At 66.8% G+C, this 17,419-nt stretch carries 16 protein-coding genes; 7 read left to right on the top strand and 9 right to left on the bottom strand.

The features are described 5' to 3' along the window. Window positions 1-59: 59 nt before the first annotated feature. The 4 genes from ACFVJ3_RS13370 to ACFVJ3_RS13355 are packed head-to-tail and all read right to left on the bottom strand — an operon-like array spanning window position 60 to window position 4,227. Window positions 60-854 carry an ABC transporter ATP-binding protein gene (locus ACFVJ3_RS13370; protein WP_378452484.1) on the bottom strand — a complete coding sequence of 265 codons (795 nt, stop codon included), beginning with the start codon at window positions 852-854 and terminating at the stop codon, window positions 60-62. Continuing rightward, window positions 851-1,870 (bottom strand): ABC transporter ATP-binding protein, encoded by a 1,020-nt coding sequence (locus ACFVJ3_RS13365; RefSeq protein ID WP_378452483.1) that lies wholly within the window; start codon window positions 1,868-1,870, stop codon window positions 851-853. Before ACFVJ3_RS13365 ends, ACFVJ3_RS13370 begins: the two co-directional genes overlap by 4 nt. After that, window positions 1,863-2,852 carry a branched-chain amino acid ABC transporter permease gene (locus ACFVJ3_RS13360; protein WP_378452482.1) on the bottom strand — a complete coding sequence of 330 codons (990 nt, stop codon included), beginning with the start codon at window positions 2,850-2,852 and terminating at the stop codon, window positions 1,863-1,865. The genes ACFVJ3_RS13365 and ACFVJ3_RS13360 overlap by 8 nt, the downstream gene beginning before the upstream one ends. Window positions 2,853-2,856: 4 nt before the next feature. Beyond that, on the bottom strand, window positions 2,857-4,227 hold the full coding sequence (locus ACFVJ3_RS13355; RefSeq protein ID WP_378452481.1) for a branched-chain amino acid ABC transporter permease: 1,371 nt from the start codon (window positions 4,225-4,227) through the stop codon (window positions 2,857-2,859). 226 nt (window positions 4,228-4,453) lie between these two features. Between ACFVJ3_RS13355 and polA the strand changes: the two genes are divergently transcribed. Continuing rightward, the gene (polA, locus tag ACFVJ3_RS13350; RefSeq protein ID WP_378452480.1) at window positions 4,454-7,198 is read left to right on the top strand and encodes a DNA polymerase I; all 2,745 of its coding nucleotides are present in this window, start codon (window positions 4,454-4,456) and stop codon (window positions 7,196-7,198) included. Window positions 7,199-7,217: 19 nt separating this feature from the next. Here polA and trxA read toward each other — a convergent pair whose 3' ends face one another. Together trxA and ACFVJ3_RS13340 are read right to left on the bottom strand one after the other, a co-directional pair. Continuing rightward, on the bottom strand, window positions 7,218-7,586 hold the full coding sequence (trxA, locus tag ACFVJ3_RS13345) for a thioredoxin (RefSeq protein ID WP_005260388.1): 369 nt from the start codon (window positions 7,584-7,586) through the stop codon (window positions 7,218-7,220). A gap of 73 nt (window positions 7,587-7,659) precedes the next feature. Then, window positions 7,660-8,658, bottom strand: a complete 999-nt coding sequence (locus tag ACFVJ3_RS13340; RefSeq protein WP_378452479.1) for a helix-turn-helix domain-containing protein — start codon at window positions 8,656-8,658, stop codon at window positions 7,660-7,662. A gap of 194 nt (window positions 8,659-8,852) precedes the next feature. On the opposite strand from ACFVJ3_RS13340, the gene ACFVJ3_RS13335 reads away from it, so the two are divergent. Then, window positions 8,853-9,758 carry a DMT family transporter gene (locus ACFVJ3_RS13335; RefSeq protein ID WP_378452478.1) on the top strand — a complete coding sequence of 302 codons (906 nt, stop codon included), beginning with the start codon at window positions 8,853-8,855 and terminating at the stop codon, window positions 9,756-9,758. On the opposite strand, the gene ACFVJ3_RS13330 is transcribed toward ACFVJ3_RS13335, so the two are convergent. Next, a complete protein-coding gene (locus ACFVJ3_RS13330; protein WP_378452477.1) occupies window positions 9,759-10,280 on the bottom strand; it encodes a 2'-5' RNA ligase family protein in 522 nt (173 codons plus the stop codon). A gap of 19 nt (window positions 10,281-10,299) precedes the next feature. On the opposite strand from ACFVJ3_RS13330, the gene ACFVJ3_RS13325 reads away from it, so the two are divergent. The 4 genes from ACFVJ3_RS13325 (at window position 10,300) to ACFVJ3_RS13310 (ending at window position 14,237) form a co-directional block, all read left to right on the top strand. Next, window positions 10,300-11,397, top strand: coding sequence for an isocitrate/isopropylmalate dehydrogenase family protein (locus tag ACFVJ3_RS13325; protein ID WP_378452476.1), 1,098 nt, complete (start codon window positions 10,300-10,302; stop codon window positions 11,395-11,397). A gap of 148 nt (window positions 11,398-11,545) precedes the next feature. Continuing rightward, the gene (locus tag ACFVJ3_RS13320) at window positions 11,546-12,475 is read left to right on the top strand and encodes an ABC transporter substrate-binding protein (protein ID WP_378452475.1); all 930 of its coding nucleotides are present in this window, start codon (window positions 11,546-11,548) and stop codon (window positions 12,473-12,475) included. Window positions 12,476-12,495: 20 nt separating this feature from the next. Further along, the gene (locus ACFVJ3_RS13315; RefSeq protein WP_378452594.1) at window positions 12,496-13,479 is read left to right on the top strand and encodes an amino acid ABC transporter permease; all 984 of its coding nucleotides are present in this window, start codon (window positions 12,496-12,498) and stop codon (window positions 13,477-13,479) included. Further along, complete coding sequence (locus ACFVJ3_RS13310; protein WP_378452474.1) at window positions 13,476-14,237, top strand: amino acid ABC transporter ATP-binding protein; 762 nt, start codon at window positions 13,476-13,478, stop codon at window positions 14,235-14,237. Before ACFVJ3_RS13315 ends, ACFVJ3_RS13310 begins: the two co-directional genes overlap by 4 nt. A gap of 39 nt (window positions 14,238-14,276) precedes the next feature. On the opposite strand, the gene ACFVJ3_RS13305 is transcribed toward ACFVJ3_RS13310, so the two are convergent. Next, window positions 14,277-15,170 carry a class I SAM-dependent methyltransferase gene (locus ACFVJ3_RS13305; protein WP_378452473.1) on the bottom strand — a complete coding sequence of 298 codons (894 nt, stop codon included), beginning with the start codon at window positions 15,168-15,170 and terminating at the stop codon, window positions 14,277-14,279. 249 nt (window positions 15,171-15,419) lie between these two features. Here ACFVJ3_RS13305 and rpsA point away from each other — a divergent pair, with 249 nt between their 5' ends. Then, window positions 15,420-16,904, top strand: coding sequence for a 30S ribosomal protein S1 (gene rpsA / locus ACFVJ3_RS13300; RefSeq protein ID WP_378452472.1), 1,485 nt, complete (start codon window positions 15,420-15,422; stop codon window positions 16,902-16,904). A 148-nt stretch (window positions 16,905-17,052) separates the two neighbouring features. Here rpsA and ACFVJ3_RS13295 read toward each other — a convergent pair whose 3' ends face one another. Then, window positions 17,053-17,271, bottom strand: a complete 219-nt coding sequence (locus tag ACFVJ3_RS13295; protein WP_378452471.1) for a hypothetical protein — start codon at window positions 17,269-17,271, stop codon at window positions 17,053-17,055. Window positions 17,272-17,419: the final 148 nt, after the last annotated feature.

Below are 17,419 nucleotides of genomic sequence, written 5' to 3'. Positions count from 1 at the left end.
CTGAAACGGACTGTGGGCCAGGGAAACCTGGCCCACAGTCGTGTCCGGAACTACCGGACCTACTTCTTCTCCTGACGTCCCGCGAGGGTCCCGAGGTACAGCTCGATCACCTTCGGGTCGTGCATCAGGTTGGGGCCCGAGTCGGTGTAGGCGTTGCGGCCCTGGTCCAGGACGTACCCGCGGTCGCAGATCTGCAGGCACCGGCGGGCGTTCTGCTCGACCATGATCACCGAGACGCCCGCCGCGTTGATCCTCTTGCAGCGGATGAACACCTCGTCCTGGAACATCGGGGAGAGTCCCGCGGACGGTTCGTCGAGCAGCAGCACGGACGGATCCATCATCAGTGCCCGGCCCATGGCGACCATCTGCCGTTCACCGCCGGACAGGGCGCCCGCCTTCACCTTCTTCCGCTCGACGAGCAGCGGGAAGAGGTCGCCGACGAACGCGAATCGCTCCGCGAAGAGCTTGGGGCGCAGATACATCCCCATCTCGAGATTCTCCTCGATGGTGAGCGACGGAAAGACGTTCTGCGTCTGCGGGACGTACCCGACGCCCTTCTGCACGAGAACGTGGGCCGGCTTCGACGTGATGTCCTCACCGCGCAGGGTCACCGATCCTTCACGCACCGGTATCAGCCCGAACAGTGACTTGAGGAGCGTGGACTTCCCGGCGCCGTTGGGGCCGATGATGCCGACGATCTCACCCTCGCGCAGGAAGAAGTTGCATTCGCGGAGGATGTTGACGCCGGGGATGTAGCCGGCCACCACGCCGTCCGCGCGGACGAGGGCACCCTCGGCGAGCCGGGCATGCTCCTCGGGTGTGGCCGCGAATTCCGCTGGGGTCGGTTCGGTCATGGGTTCTCACGCCTCAGCTCGGTGATGTCGGGTTCGGAGAGGTCGCCGCCGGTCTCGAGGGTTTCGGCCTCGGCGTTCTCGAGTGCCTCGGCCAGAACGGCCGTCGCGCCCACCGGATTTCCCTCGTCGTCGAACTCGAGTGCCTGATCGTGGTGGCTGCCCAGGTAGGCGTCGACCACCGCGTTGTTGGACGAGAGCTGCTCCGGTGTGGACTCGGCGATCACACTGCCTTGCGCCATCACCACCACCCAGTCGCTGATGTCGCGGATGACGTCCATGTCGTGTTCGACGAACACGACGGTCATGCCTTCGTCCCGAAGCGATTTGATGTGGCCGAGCAGGCTCTGGGTGAGTGCCGGGTTCACGCCGGCCATCGGCTCGTCGAGCATCACCACTGTCGGCTCGGTCATCAGCGCCCGCGCCATCTCGAGCAGCTTGCGCTGACCGCCGGACAGCGAGCCCGCGAGGTCGTCGGACTTGGTGTCGAGTTTGAACCGCGCGAGCAGCTCGTTGGCTCGTTCGGTGACGGCCCGTTCCTGCGCCTTCCACGTCCACGGCAGAAGCGTGTTGAAGATCCGCTCGCCTCGTTGCCCGGTGGCGCCGAGCCGCACGTTGTCGAGCACCGTGAGCTTCGACAGCGCCTTGGTGAGCTGGAACGTGCGGACGACGCCGCGGCGAGCCACCTGGTGCGGATACATCCGGCCCAGGGACTGGCCGTCCATCGCCCACGTGCCGCTGTCCGGCCGGTCGAAACCGGTGAGCAGGTTGAACAGGGTGGTCTTGCCTGCGCCGTTCGGACCGATCAGTCCGGTGATGCAGCCGCGCTGAATCTCCAGATGTGCCACGTCGACGGCCTTGAGCCCGCCGAACGTCCGGGACACGTTGTCGACCACGAGGATCGGGTCGGGTTTCGGTGCGCCGGGGGAGTGCGGGACGTCGGTGAAGATGGAGGCCCGTTCCTCGGCGGTGAGCACGGTGTCGGTCTGCAGTTGATCCGGCAGTCTGTGGTCAGGCATTGAGCTGCACCTCCCGCTTGTTGCCCAGTATGCCCTGTGGCCGGAAGACCATCAGCACCGCGATCATGATGCCGAGCAGGACGAACCGCATGGCCCCGACCTGCTGTTCCGTCAGCGGCAGCAGCGGCTCCGGCCCGGAGATGGCCTGCCGCAACAGGGCGTCCGGGATGGCCAGCAGGAACCAGAACAGCATCGCCCCGACCACCGGTCCGAAGACCGTCGCCGCGCCGCCGAGGATGAGGGCGCCGAACGCGAAGAACGTCTGCGCGGTGGAGTAGAAGTCGGGGTTGATCGACTTGGTCTGCAGTGCGTTGAACACGCCGCCGAGTCCGCCGATCATGCCGCCGAGGACCAGCGCCTGCATCTTGTAGACGAAGACGTTCTTGCCGAGCGCGCGTGCGGCGTCCTCGTCTTCGCGGACGGCCTTGAGGACGCGGCCCCACGGACTGTGCGTCAGGAGGTACACGAACCCGCACAGCACCAGGACGAGCGTCCATCCGACGACCATCGACCAGAGGTCGTCGCCGTAGAACTTCACGCCGAGGAAGTTGTACTGCTTACCCGAGTCGAACGGGCTGAGCGTCGTGAACGGGTCCGCGAAGCCGAACAGGCCGTTGGTGGATCCGGTGATCGAATCCGAAGCGGTGGAGCGGAATATCAGCCGCAGGATTTCGGACGCGGCGATCGTGACGATGGCGAGGTAGTCGGCCCGCAACCGCAGCGTCGGGATACCGAGGACGACGGCCAAGAGGCCGGCCGCGGCGAGACCGACGAGGATGCCGACCCACAGTGGCTGCTCGTAGGTGACGGTCATGATCCCGACGCCGTAGCCGCCGAGGAGTGCGAAACCGATCTGACCGAAGTTCAGCAGTCCGGCGTAGCCGAAGTGCAGATTGAGGCCGATCGCGAGCAGCGCGTAGAAGATCGCGGACGGGCCGATCAGCTGGGCGAGCGAGACCTGGAGTGCTCCTGTGATGTCCATGCCCTCACCCGATCCTTTGCCGGCTGCCGAGAATGCCCTGAGGCCGGACGACCAGGATGACGATCAAGATGAGCAGTCCTCCGATGTACTTGAGGTCGGGGTTGATCACCAGCGTCGACAGCTGGACGAGCAGACCGACGATCACACAGCCGAGCAGTGCGCCGTAGGCGGTGCCGAGTCCACCGAGCGTGATGCCGGCGAACATCAGCAGCAGGAGTTTGAAGCCCATTTCCCACTGCACGCGGCCGCCGAGTTCGGAGATGCCGAACAGGACGCCGCCGAGCGCGGCGAGACCGCCTCCGAGACCCCACACGAAGCGGATCACGCGTTCGACGTCGATGCCGGAGGACGCGGCCAGGTCGCGGTTGTCGGACACCGCGCGCATGGCCTTGCCGATGCGCGTCTTCTGCAGCAGCAGGGCCACTCCGACGAGAACGACGAGACTGATTGCGATGCTCACGAGGTTGGCGTCGGTGATCGCGATCGGACCCCAGTGCCTCTCCACCTGGGCCTGGTAGTCGACGAACGGCTCCGCGCGATCGGAGAAGAAGATCAGGATCAGGTAGCGCAGGGAGATCGCGAGTCCGATCGACACCACCAGCTGCGCTATCAGGCCGGTCTTGCGTTTTCGCAGCGGTTTCCAGATCGCGGCGTTGTTCAGCAGACCTATCAGGATTCCCACGAAGACCGCGAGGATCGTGGCCGGGATCAGCTGCACACCGAACGTCACGTTGATCACCCACGCCGCGACCGCGCCGAGGGTGACGAGTTCGCCGTGCGCGAAGTTCGTCAGGCCGGTGGTGCCGTAGATCAGGCTCAGCCCGACACCGGCGATGGCGATGACGAGGCCGAACCGGAGTCCGTCGATAGTCTGGCGAATCAGCTTCTCGTAGAACGGGACCGCGGAACCGGTGCGGGCCTCGCCGAACGAGAAGATCACCGTGTTGGTGCGACCGGCCACCACTTCCCGCTGCACGGTGCCCTGCACGCTGACGTCGTCGGGAAGCGAGTCCGCCACGATCTCGAACGTGTACGTGCCGGGCGCGACCTGGACTTCCCAGCGGCCGTTCGACTCCGACGTCGCCTTCGCCACCTCGTTGCCCGACGAATCGAGAGCGCGCACCTCGACGTCGGCGAGCCGTTCGCCGGCGTTGTTCAGATTGCCGCTGACCCGCACCGCGTTCTCCGGGGGCGCCGGTTGCCCGCTCGTCGCGGGCGGTGGGGGCGGCGGGGTGGGTTCCTGCGCCGCCGCGGGACCGCCGAAAGCGATCGCCGCGACGAGGCCGAGCAGGACGAGGACGAACGCACGGCCGAGTTGCCGGGTGACCGACCCTCGCCTCGTGCGTTTCCTCGCGGATTTCGGTCGCGTACTCACTGCTGCGAGTCGCTTCCTCACGGTTGGGGCCACGCAGGTCCTCCGGGGACGTGTAGATCGGTCAGGAACGTGCTGCGACGGACTCGACTACCGTCCGTGCCGCAATTTCCGGACTCTAACGGCTCCGGTCGCGCGAAATGGGGTTCTCGGATTTCCGGCACGTTTCGGTTGGGTATCGAACCATCCGGCTGATCGGTGTCGGATCCGCTCCCTAGACTGGGCAACCGTGAGCCCTGCAACCACCCCCCGGTCCACCACGTCCCCCGCGTCCGGCGCAGCCGCGTCGTCCGACGATCGCCCCACCCTGATGCTGCTCGACGGCCATTCGCTGGCCTTCCGTGCGTTCTACGCCCTGCCCGCCGAGAACTTCAAGACGCACAGCGGTCAGGTCACCAACGCCGTCTACGGGTTCACGTCGATGTTGATCAACCTGCTGCGCGACGAACAGCCCAGCCACGTGGCGGCGGCGTTCGACGTGTCCAGGCAGACGTTCCGGGCCGAGAAGTTCCCCGAGTACAAGGCCAATCGCAGCAAGACTCCGGACGAGTTCAAGGGGCAGGTCGAGATCACCAAGGACGTCCTCGGGGCCCTCGGCATCCCGGTGATGGCCGAGGAAGGCTTCGAGGCCGACGACATCATCGCCACGCTCACCACCCAGGCCGAGGCGCTCGGGTACCGCGTCCTCGTGGTGACCGGCGACCGGGACTCGCTCCAGCTGGTCACCGACGGGGTGACGGTGCTCTACCCGAAGAAGGGCGTCTCGGACCTCACCCGGTTCACGCCGGCGGCCGTCGAGGAGAAGTACGGGCTCACACCTGCGCAGTACCCCGACTTCGCGGCATTGCGCGGCGACCCGAGCGACAACCTGCCGGGCATCCCGGGTGTGGGGGAGAAGACCGCCACCAAGTGGATAAAGGAGTACGGCGATCTCGTCGGCCTGGTCGACAACGTCGACAAGGTCCGCGGCAAGGTCGGTGACGCGCTGCGGGAGAACCTCCCGAACGTTCTGCTCAACCGGGAACTGACCGAGATGGTGCGCGACGTCCCGCTGCCGTACACCCCGGACCAGCTGATGCTCGCGCAGTGGGATCGGGAGAAGATCCACGCGCTGTTCGACGATCTCGAGTTCAAGGTGCTGCGCGACCGGCTGTTCGCGACGTTGGCCCCTGTCGAAGCGGAGGCGGAGGAGGGCTTCGAGGTGCGCGGGGGCGCGCTCGATCCCGGAGCGGTCGCGGACTGGCTGTCGGCGCACGCGTCGACGGGCGAGCGATCCGGCGTGTCGGTGGTCGGCACCCGCACCCCGTACGGCGGTGACGTGACGGCGATCGCCATCGCGGCCGCAGACGGCGAGGGCGCCTACATCGCCACCGCGTCCGCCACCCCGGAGGACGAGAAGGCGCTCGGCAACTGGCTCGCGGACGCGGGTCAGCCGAAGGCCCTGCACGAGGCCAAGTGGGCGATGCACGCGCTGCGCGGACGCGGCTGGGTGCTCGGCGGTCTCACCAGCGACACCGCGCTGGCGGCCTACCTGGTGCGCCCCGGACAGCGGACGTTCAACCTCGACGACCTGTCGCTGCGGTACCTGCGCAGGGAGCTGCGGGTGGAGGAGACCGGCCAGGAGCAGCTGTCGCTGCTCGACGACGCCGACCAGGTCGACGCGGAAGCCGCCGAGACCGAAATTCTCAGCGCCCGCGCCGTCCTCGACCTCGCGGCCGCGCTCGACACCGAACTCGAAAACATCGAATCGACGGCTCTGCTGTCCGAGATGGAGTTGCCGCTGCTGGAGGTGCTGGCCGTCATCGAGGCGTCCGGTATCGCCGTCGACGGCACCCACCTGCACGACCTGCAGAGCCGTTTCGCGGCCGAGGTCTCCGAGGCGGCGGAGGCGGCCTACGGGGTCATCGGCAAGCAGATCAACCTCGGGTCACCCAAGCAGCTGCAGGTCGTGCTGTTCGACGAGCTGGAGATGCCCAAGACGAAGAAGACGAAGACCGGGTACACCACGGACGCCGAGGCGTTGCAGAACCTGTTCGAGAAGACGTCGCACCCGTTCCTCGAGCACCTGCTCGCGCACCGCGACGCGACGCGGCTGAAGGTGACCGTCGACGGCCTGCTGAAGACGGTCGCCGAGGACGGGCGGATCCACACGACGTTCAACCAGACCGTCGCGGCCACCGGCCGGTTGTCGTCGACCGAGCCCAACCTCCAGAACATCCCGGTGCGCACCGACGCGGGCCGTCAGATCCGGGACGGTTTCGTCGTCGGCGAGGGCTACGACACGCTGCTCACGGCCGACTACAGCCAGATCGAGATGCGGATCATGGCCCACGTTTCCGGTGACGAGGGACTGATCGAGGCGTTCAACACCGGAGAAGACCTGCACAGCTTCGTCGGCGCGCGTGCCTTCGGCGTGCCGATCGAGGAGGTCACGCCGGAGCTGCGCCGCCGCGTGAAGGCGATGTCCTACGGGCTGGCGTACGGGCTGAGCGCGTTCGGTCTGGCCGCCCAGCTCAAGATCTCGACCGAAGAGGCCAAATCACAGATGGAGGCGTACTTCGCCCGGTTCGGCGGGGTACGCGATTACCTGCACGAGGTCGTGGAACAGGCCCGCAAGGACGGCTACACGTCCACGCTGTACGGGCGTCGCCGCTACCTTCCCGACCTCACGAGCGACAACCGCCAGCGGCGGGAGGTCGCCGAGCGCGCCGCGCTCAACGCCCCCATCCAGGGCACGGCCGCCGACATCATCAAGGTCGCGATGATCAACGTGCAGCGTTCGCTGCGCGAGGCGGGTCTGAGGTCGCGGATGCTGCTGCAGGTCCACGACGAACTCGTGCTCGAGGTCGTCGACTCGGAACGGGAACAGGTCGAACAGCTGGTCCGCGACAAGATGTCCTCGGCCATCGAGCTGTCGGTGCCGCTGGACGTGTCCGTCGGCACCGGTCGCAGTTGGGACGCCGCCGCACACTAGGCGGCGGCGGTCCTCCGCCCTATTCGGCCGGCGCCTGCTCGGCGATCTGCTTGCGCACCTCGTCCATGTCGAGGGCCTTGACCTGCGTGAGAAGATCCTCGAGCGCCGCAGGCGGCAGCGCACCCGGCTGGCTGAACACCAGCACACCCTCACGGAACGCCATGATGGTCGGGATCGACCGGATGTTCGCGGCGGCGGCGATGCCCTGTTCCGCCTCGGTGTCGACCTTGGCGTGCACGACGTCCGGGTGCTGCTCCGACGAGGCCTCGAAGGTGGGCGCGAAGGAGCGGCACGGTCCGCACCACGATGCCCAGAAGTCGACCAGAACGACGTCGTTGCCGGTCACGGTCTCGTCGAAGTTCTGCTGAGTCAGAGTCTTGGTGGCCACGAGGGTCCTTTCGTTCGATGACTGCTCTGCGTGTGCAACGCCGCGCCGCCGTCGATTCTTCCCTGCGGCGTCGTCAGCCGGTGCGCTCCGTGTCCCGGAACGTGCGGCGGTACGCCTGCGGGGTGGTGTGGCGCAGCCGCAGGAAATGCTGCCTCAGGACGGGGCCGCCGCCGAAGCCGACCCGTTCGGCGATCACGTCCACCGAGAGGTCCGAGTTCTCCAGGAGGTGCTGCGCGGCCAGCACCCGCTGATCGCTGAGCCATCGGGCGGGGGTGGTCCCGGTCTCGGCCTGGAACCGCCGCGCGAACGTGCGGGGAGACATGTTGGCCTTGGCCGCCACCGCGGTCACCGACAGGTCGAGGGCGAGGTGCTCGGTCATCCAGTCGAGCAGCGGTCCGAGCGTGTCGATCGTCGTCGACGGCAGCGGCATCGCCACGTACTGCGCCTGACCGCCGTCCCGGTGCGGCGGGACCACCATGCGCCGCGCGATCCCGTTGGCCACCCGGCTGCCCTGTTCCTTGCGCACGATGTGCAGGCACAGGTCGATACCCGCGGCGGTGCCCGCGCTGGTCAGGACGGGATCGTCGTCGACGTACAGGACGTTCGGGTCGACCGTGGCCGCCGGGTGGAGGTCGGCGAGCCGCTGGGCGTGCCGCCAGTGGGTGGTGCATTTGCGCCCGTCCAGCAGTCCGGCCGCACCGAGCACGAAGGCGCCGCTGCACAGGCTGGCAACCTTGGCGCCCCGGTCCACCGCGGCCCGCAGTTTGTCGAGGAGGGGGTCCATGCACGGATCGGGGTCCTTCGCGCAGACGAAGGTGCCGTCCGCCTCGGCGTAGGTTCCGCCCGCGGGAACGACGATGAGGTCGGCGTCGTCGAGCCGGTCGAGGTCGTACGGGACGTCGATGCCGTATCCGAATCGGGTGCGGATGGGTTCCCGTGAGCCGGCGACGAGGGAGAATTCGTAGGTGGGAAGTCCGTCGTCGGATCGGTCGAATCCGAACACCTCGCAGGCGACTCCGAGCTCGAACGCCTCGGTGAGCGGCATGAGCGGTACGACGACTTTTTTCAGCACCACCCGAGTATGGCAGAAATACGATCATCAATGTCGTTTCTGCCACTTTTCCTCGTAGGCTGATGATACGAGGCTGAAGACATGACAATCCTGGTCGTGGTACTCCTCGTGTTCCTGGCGCTCGACGCGCTGGCGCTCGCCGGCCGCACGCCCGACACGCACAACGAAGTCATCCAGCACGGGGACTTCCGCTTTTGAGAGGGAATCTGGCGGTCCAGTACGCGGGCACGGCGCTCGCCTGGGGCGCAAGTTTCCTCTTCATCAAGGTCGGGCTCGAGGGCCTGTCCTTCACGCAGGTCGTGCTGTGGCGACTCGTGTTCGGGGCGGTGACCCTCGGTGCCGTCCTCGGACTCACCCGGACACGGTTGCCGCGCGAAGCGGCGACGTGGGCGCACCTGTCGGTACTGGCGGTCGCCCAGTGTGTGGTGCCGTGGTTGCTGTTCAGCTGGGCCGAGCAGAGCATCAGTTCGGGCCTGGCCAGCATCTACAACGCGACCACACCGCTCATGACGATGTCGGTGGCCCTGGCGTTCCTGCCGGGGGAGAAGCTCACGGACGCAAAGCTGTTCGGCCTCCTGCTCGGTTTCACGGGGGTGGTCGTGGTGCTGGCGCCGTGGCAGGCGGGGATCATCGGTAGCGTTCCCGCCCAGCTCGCGTGCCTCGGCGCCACCGCGTCGTACGGTGTGGCACTGGTCTACCTGAGACGGTTCATCCTTCCGCGGGGCGTCGGCACACCCACCATCGCGTTCATGCAGGTGTCGATCGCCGCTGCCGCGATGGTCGTCGTCACCCCGTGGGTCGCGAGCACGCCGATGCACCTGACCCCCGCGATCGTCGCGTCGATGGTCGGGCTCGGGGCGTTCGGCACCGGGCTGGCGTTCGTGTGGAACACGAACGTGGTGCGCGGCTGGGGGCCCACCGCGGCCTCCACCGTCACCTACCTGACCCCGGTGGTCGGCGTCGTGCTCGGCGCGGTCGCACTCGACGAGCACATCTCCTGGAACCAGCCCGTCGGGGCACTCGCGGTGATCGCGGGAATCGTCGTCACTCAACGGTCTTCGCGCAAGGCCGCCCAGACGGTCGCCGCGGATGCACCGTGATCACGGCGGCGCCGTGACCACCCACTCGCGTTTGGCGTCCCCGTCCCACCGGCGCACCACCGACGCGCGGCCGATGATGTCGCCACCGTCGAGCAAGCGCGCAGCCTCCGCGATCTGATCGGCCGGCAGTCGCCGCGCGAGAGTCACGTGCGGCGTCCACTCGCCCGGGCGGATGTGCGGCGTGATTTCCGTGGCATGCGCCGCGAGATCGAACACGCTGTGGTGCAGGGCCAGCAGGGCCTTCGACGGCACCACCAAACGGGACAGCGTGACGTGCCTGCCGCCGAACATCACGAGCCCGCCCAGCCGGATGTGGAACGACGGCGTCGCGATCCGGCGGCCCAGCAATTCGTCGATCTCGGGCGGGATGTGGCGCGCCACGAACAGGGTGATGTGGGGCCTATTCGATTCGGCGCGAACGCGAGTGCGGCTGGGCATCCCGGCATCCCACAGGCGTTGCCACTCCGCGCGCACGGCAACGTCGGTCGCTTCGTCGAACAGCAGTTCCACCGACTGGACCATGGTAGGCAATGATGGCCTCATGAGCGGTGCTACGGCAAACATTTCCGATACCCGGATCGGGGTGCTCCTCGGCGACGGCATCGGTCACGAGATCGTTCCGGCAACCCAGCGGGTGGTGTCGGCCGCGTTGACTGCGGCGGGAGGCGGCGACGTCGACTGGGTGGAACTGCCCCTCGGCCTGGGCGCCATCGAGTCGCACGGAACGCCGATTCCCGATTCCACGCTCTCCGCGCTGGACGAACTCGACGCCTGGATCCTGGGCCCGCACGACAGCGCCGCCTACCCGGAACCGTTCCGCGGCCGGCTGACCCCCGGCGGGGTGGTGCGCAAGAAATTCGACCTCTTTGCAAACATCCGCCCCGCGCGCTCGCTCGAGGGCGTCGCCTCGACGGTTCCGGACATGGACCTGGTGATCGTCCGGGAGAACACCGAAGGGTTGTACGCGGACCGGAACATGTTCGCCGGCAGCGGCGAGTTCATGCCGACGCCCGACGTGGCCCTGGCGGTCGGCGTCGTGACGAGGAGGGCGTGTGAGCGCATCGCGCACACCGCATTCGCGCTGGCGCGCACGCGCGGCCGCCACGTCACGATCGTGCACAAGGCCAACGTCCTGTCGATGACGACCGGACTGTTCCGCGACGTCTGCCGGGAGGTGGGGGAGAGCGACTACCCGGACGTGCGGATCGACGACGAGCACGTCGACGCCATGACCGCGCATCTCGTTCGCAGGGGACGCGACTTCGATGTCGTGGTGACAGAGAACATGTTCGGCGACATCCTGTCGGACCTGACGGGTGAGTTGTCCGGGTCACTCGGCACGGCCCCGTCGATCAACATTTCCGAGACCAAGGTGATGGCGCAGGCGGCGCACGGAGCCGCCCCCGACATAGCGGGACGCAACCGGGCCAATCCCACGGCGCTGATGCTGTCGGCCGCGATGATGCTGGAGTGGCTCGGCGACCGCCGTGCGGACCGGCATCTGGGCGGCGCTGCCCACCGGATCCGCGACGCGGTCCGTGCGACGATCGCATCCGGAGTCGCCACGGCTGACCTGGGTGGACTCGCGTCGACCAGTGAATTCACCGAGACGGTCCTCGCGCGGACACTCCGTCGCTGAAACCGCCGCCACGGGCCGGGACAGGCCGTTAATGTTCGGTAACGACGTCCGCAGATGCGGGTGCCGTAACCTACCGTTCGACTATTCGGAGTTCGAGAGTTCTCCGTCGCCGTAGCTCGCTCGCTGTACCACGATTTCCTTGGAGGACATGCCAGTGTCTGGTCGATCTGTCTTCGCGCGAGGCCGAGTGGCCCGCACCATCTGTGCACTGGCGGGTGGCAGCGCTCTGCTGCTCGCCGGATGCGCCAGCAACACCGAGGGCGGTGGTACGCCTTCCGGAGAAGAGACCGTCGCCGTGGAAGTCGACAAGGTGGATGCCATCGCGGCGACACTGCCCGAGAAGATCGCCTCGTCCGGCAAGATCGTCGTCGGTGTCAATATTCCGTACTCGCCCAACGAGTTCAAGGATCCGAGCGGCAAGATAGTCGGCTTCGACGTCGACCTCGTGGATGCCGTGGGCAAGGTGCTCGGCGTGACACCGCAGTACACCGAGGCGGACTTCGACAAGATCATCCCGTCGATCCAGGCGGGCAGCTACGACATGGGTATGTCGTCGTTCACGGACACCAAGGAACGCGAGCAGTCGGTCGACTTCACCACCTACTTCAGCGCCGGAGTGCAGTGGGCGCAGCCCGCCGGTAAGTCCGTCGACCCCACCAACGCGTGCGGCCTGCGGGTCGGCGTGCAGACCACCACCATCGAGGATCTCGAGGAGGTGCCCGCCAAGAGCGCGGCGTGCGTCGCGGCAGGTAAGCCGCCCATCGAGATCGTGAAGTTCGACAGCCAGGACGACGCCGCCAACGCCGTCGCCCTCGGCAAGGTCGATGCGATGTCCGCCGATTCGCCCGTCACCGCGTACGCGATCAAGCAGAGCGACGGCAAGATCGAGGCCGCGGGCGAGGTCTTCGACGCCGCGCCGTACGGCTGGCCCGTCGCGAAGGGTTCGCCGCTCGCGCAGACCCTCCAGCAGGCGTTGCAGCACCTCATCGACGACGGCACCTACCGGACGATCGCGGAGAACTGGGGCGTCGAGGCGGGCGTCATCACCACGTCCCAGATCAACGGCGCCACGAGCTGAGCGGTTGACGAGTGTCTGACGTGGAGAAGGCTCCGGACCGGTCCGGCACCGAGACGGGGCAGGAACCGGAACCGATCAAGGCGATCCCGCTGCGGCGTCCCGGCCGCTGGATCGCCGCGATCGTCGTCGGTCTGCTGCTGGCGCTGTTCGTCAACGGTGCGCGTACCAACGAGGCGTACCGCTGGGACATCTACGCCCGCTATCTGTTCGACGCACGGATCTCGGCCGCGGCGTGGAACACCATCCAGCTGACGATCCTGTCGATGGCGATCGCGATCATCCTGGGTGTCGTCCTCGCCGTCATGCGGCTGTCGCCGAACCCGGTGCTGAAGGCGGCGTCGTGGGGTTACCTGTGGATCTTCCGCGGGACCCCGGTCTACGTGCAGTTGGTGTTCTGGGGACTGTTCCCGTCCATCTACAAGCAGCTGGATCTGGGAATCCCGTTCATCCACCAGTTCGTGCACATCGACCTGCAGGGAATCAACGCGGCGTTCCTGTTCGCGGTGATCGGGCTGGGACTCAACGAGGCCGCGTACATGGCCGAGATCGTCCGTGCCGGCGTGAACTCGGTCGCCGAGGGGCAGACCGAGGCGTCGGTGGCGCTCGGTATGACGTGGTCGCAGACGATGCGGCGCACGATCTTGCCGCAGGCCATGCGAGTGATCATCCCGCCCACGGGCAACGAGCTGATCAGCATGCTGAAGACGACCTCGCTGGTCACCGCGGTGCCGTACAGCCTGGAGTTGTACGGACGTGCCAGAGACATCTCGGGTGCGAACTTCCAGCCCATCCCGCTGCTGATGGTGGCCGCCACCTGGTACCTCGCCATCACCAGCCTGCTCATGATCGGCCAGTTCTACCTGGAGCGGTATTACTCGAAGGGCGCGTCCCGCAAACTCACCCCGCGGCAACTGCAGGCGCTCGCCGACGCGCAGGGCAAACCGCTGGTGATCGAACCCGGGCCCGAGACCTTGCCCGACACACCCGGAGGGGAACGACGATGACGCCGATGGTCAAGGCGGAGCGGGTCTGCAAGAACTTCGGGGCGCTGAAGGTACTCAAGGGCGTGTCGCTGGAGATCGACTCCGGCCAGGTCCTGTGCCTGGTCGGGCCGTCGGGCTCGGGGAAGTCGACGTTCCTGCGGTGCATCAACCACCTCGAGCAGGTCAACGCAGGGCGGCTGTACGTCGACGGTGAGATCGTCGGGTACTCCGAGCGGGGCGGAAAGCTCTACGAACTCCACCCCAGGGCTGCCGCGAAGCAGCGCCGCGACATCGGGATGGTCTTCCAGCACTTCAACCTCTTCCCGCACCGGACGGCACTCGAAAACATCATCGAGGCGCCCATTCAGGTGAAGAGGCTGAGCAAGAAGAAGGCGCTCGAGCGGGGACGGGATCTTCTCGAGCAGGTGGGTCTGAGCGAGAAGGCGGACGCGTACCCGGCGCAGCTGTCGGGTGGTCAGCAGCAGCGCGTCGCGATCGCCCGTGCGCTGGCGATGGACCCCAAGCTGATGCTGTTCGACGAGCCGACGTCCGCCCTCGACCCGGAGCTGGTCGGGGAGGTGCTGACCGTGATGAAGGATCTCGCGGCAGGCGGAATGACGATGGTCGTCGTCACGCATGAGATGGGCTTCGCACGCGAGGTGGCCGACCAGCTCGTCTTCATGGACGCCGGCGTCGTCGTGGAATCGGGCAACCCCCGCGAGCTGCTCGCCAATCCGCAACACGACCGCACCAAGTTGTTCTTGTCGAAGCTGCTGTAATGGCCTCCGGCCCCGTGAGTACTTGTCAACCGCGGGCGGTTAACAAGTACTCACGGGTTTGCGGCAGCTGAAGATGGCGGTGCCGGGGAAGATCTGCCCCCGCAGCGGGCTCCACTGCCCCCATTCGCGGTCGAGCCACTCGGGCCACTCCGGCTCGATGATGTCGCGCACCTCCAGGCCTGCCGCCACGATCTCGCGCACCCGGTCGCCGATGGTCCGGTGGTGCTCGACGTAGGTGGGGACGCCGTCGCCGTCGATCTCCACGTAGGGCGTGCGGTCGAAGTAGGGGAGCGACGCGGTGAGCCCGCGCGGGCCCGGATCGTCCGGGAAGATCCAGCGGATCGGATGGTTGACGGCGAACACCCACAGCCCGCCCGGACGAAGAACCCGGGCGACCTCACACATCACCTGCTGTGAGTCCGCCACGAACGGAACTGCTCCAAAGGCCGAACATGCGATGTCGAAGCTCGCGTCGGCAAAGGGGAGGTGTTCGGCTCCCGCATGAACGAGCGGCACGGTCGCGCCGCCCGCCTGCATGGCCTCGACCCCGCGGGTCAGCATCGACATGGACAGATCGAGCCCGACCGCCCGGGCGCCCCGGCCGGCGAGCCACCGCGCGCAGGGCGCGGAACCGCAGCCCACCTCGAGGACGTCCTTGCCCGCCACGTCACCGAGAAGGTGGTAGTCGCCCTCGTGGACTCCCTCCGGACACCAGACGAACTCACCCTCGGACGAGTCCACGCCGAGGAACTCGCCGTGGGTGCGGTGGTAGTCGTCCGCATCGGCGTCCCACCAGGCACGGCTCGCGCGTTCGCTGGACTCGGAATCGACGCGGACGCGGCTCACCCCGGACGTTCCGAGGACACTGTTGGCGGTGCCGTGACGGTCGTCTTCGGGGGAGAGAGGAGAATCGGACGGGCGAGGATCGGGCATGGGCAACAGAGTAGAGCGTGGGAACGTGCCCGGGTTTGCCCAGCTTGCCCCGGGGCGCGTAGCCTATTGCACGCGAGTGTCTATGTGTGCGGCATCGGATTCGGTTCAGTTCGAGTTTGTTCGGTTCCAGTCGGGTGTCGTTCACTGCGCTTGCGGTGATCTGATTCGGCGAAATGCTTCGTCGATTCAGGTCGCTTGTCCGACAAAACACCATCAACCGACCACAACCCGTCCGGAGCAACTCAACATATGCCCTCCACCACCGTGACCTCGCCGCAGGTAGCCGTAAACGACATCGGCTCCGCCGAGGACTTCCTCGCCGCCATCGACGCAACGATCAAGTACTTCAACGATGGCGACATCGTCGAAGGCACCATCGTCAAGGTCGATCGTGACGAGGTCCTGCTCGACATCGGTTACAAGACCGAAGGCGTCATCCCTTCCCGTGAGCTCTCCATCAAGCACGACGTCGACCCCAACGAGGTCGTCTCCGTGGGCGATGAGGTCGAAGCTCTCGTCCTCACCAAGGAGGACAAGGAAGGCCGACTGATCCTGTCGAAGAAGCGCGCTCAGTACGAGCGCGCCTGGGGCACCATCGAGGAGCTCAAGGAGAAGGACGAGGCCGTCAAGGGCACCGTCATCGAGGTCGTCAAGGGCGGCCTGATCCTCGACATCGGCCTGCGTGGCTTCCTCCCCGCTTCGCTCGTCGAGATGCGCCGTGTCCGCGATCTGCAGCCGTACGTCGGCAAGGAGATCGAGGCCAAGATCATCGAGCTCGACAAGAACCGCAACAACGTCGTCCTCTCGCGCCGTGCATGGCTCGAGCAGACGCAGTCCGAGGTTCGCAGCGAGTTCCTGCACCAGCTCCAGAAGGGCCAGGTCCGCAAGGGCGTCGTGTCCTCCATCGTCAACTTCGGTGCCTTCGTGGACCTGGGTGGCGTCGACGGCCTGGTGCACGTTTCCGAGCTGTCCTGGAAGCACATCGACCACCCGTCCGAGGTTGTCGAGGTCGGCACCGAGGTCACCGTCGAGGTTCTCGACGTCGACCTGGACCGCGAGCGCGTCTCCCTGTCGCTCAAGGCCACCCAGGAAGACCCGTGGCGCCAGTTCGCCCGCACGCACGCTATCGGCCAGATCGTGCCCGGCAAGGTCACGAAGCTGGTTCCGTTCGGTGCCTTCGTGCGCGTCGAAGAGGGAATCGAAGGCCTCGTCCACATCTCCGAGCTGGCCGAGCGCCACGTGGAGGTCCCGGACCAGGTTGTCGGCGTCAACGACGATGCACTCGTCAAGGTCATCGACATCGACCTCGAGCGTCGTCGTATCTCGCTGTCGCTGAAGCAGGCCAACGAGGACTACAACGCCGAGTTCGATCCGTCCAAGTACGGCATGGCGGACAGCTACGACGAGCAGGGCAACTACATCTTCCCCGAGGGCTTCGATCCCGAGACCAACGAATGGCTCGAGGGCTTCGACAAGCAGCGTGAAGAGTGGGAGAACCGCTACGCCGAGGCTGAGCGTCGTCACAAGATGCACACCGCTCAGATGGAGAAGACCGCTGCAGACGAGGCCGCCGAGGCTGCCACCGCTGCTGCCGGCTACTCCTCCGAGTCGGGTGCCGGCGAGGCCGACGCCGCTGCGCCGTCCAGCTCCTCGTCGTCCGAGTCTGCGGGCGGATCGCTCGCCAGCGACGCACAGCTCGCCGCTCTGCGCGAGAAGCTGTCGGGCAACGCCTAGCAAGTCCGCCTGACTCGTCAGGCAAAGCCGAAGACCCCGCTCCTGCCTTGCAGGGGCGGGGTCTCGTCGTTGCCGGGGCATGTCGAACATGACTGTGGCCCAACCTCTTCGGAGGTCGGGCCACAGTGGTGTCGGGTGAGGCGGGTGCTCAGTTCGCGGTGGCGGGAATCCAGTAACCGGACGACGACTGCACCTCGGCACGCTTGCGCATCGTTGCGAAGCTGTGCCTGCCGTGGCTGATGAGTGCCGTGAGCCACGTCCGGCGATGGTCGGCGAGCGCGGAGGCCACCTCGGGGATCTCGATGCAATGCACCCCGCCCGGAATGCCGAGGCGGTGCCGACCGAACTGGTTGCGGTGATCGCGCATGGCGTTCCTCTTCTTCGAGAAGGTGCAGGTCGGGTGCGTTCGCTAGAACATAACCGACCGTGTCGGACATCTGTGGTATTTGGGGCAGGTGAGTCTGCAGAGAGGGAAGTGGGTGGAGATCGGCGAGGGACGTGCGTACTCGTTCCGC

Origin of the sequence: Rhodococcus sp. NPDC127593 (assembly GCF_042671975.1) — a bacterium.
GTDB lineage: Bacteria > Actinomycetota > Actinomycetes > Mycobacteriales > Mycobacteriaceae > Rhodococcus_F.
This window is presented reverse-complemented; position numbering and strand designations above follow the sequence as displayed.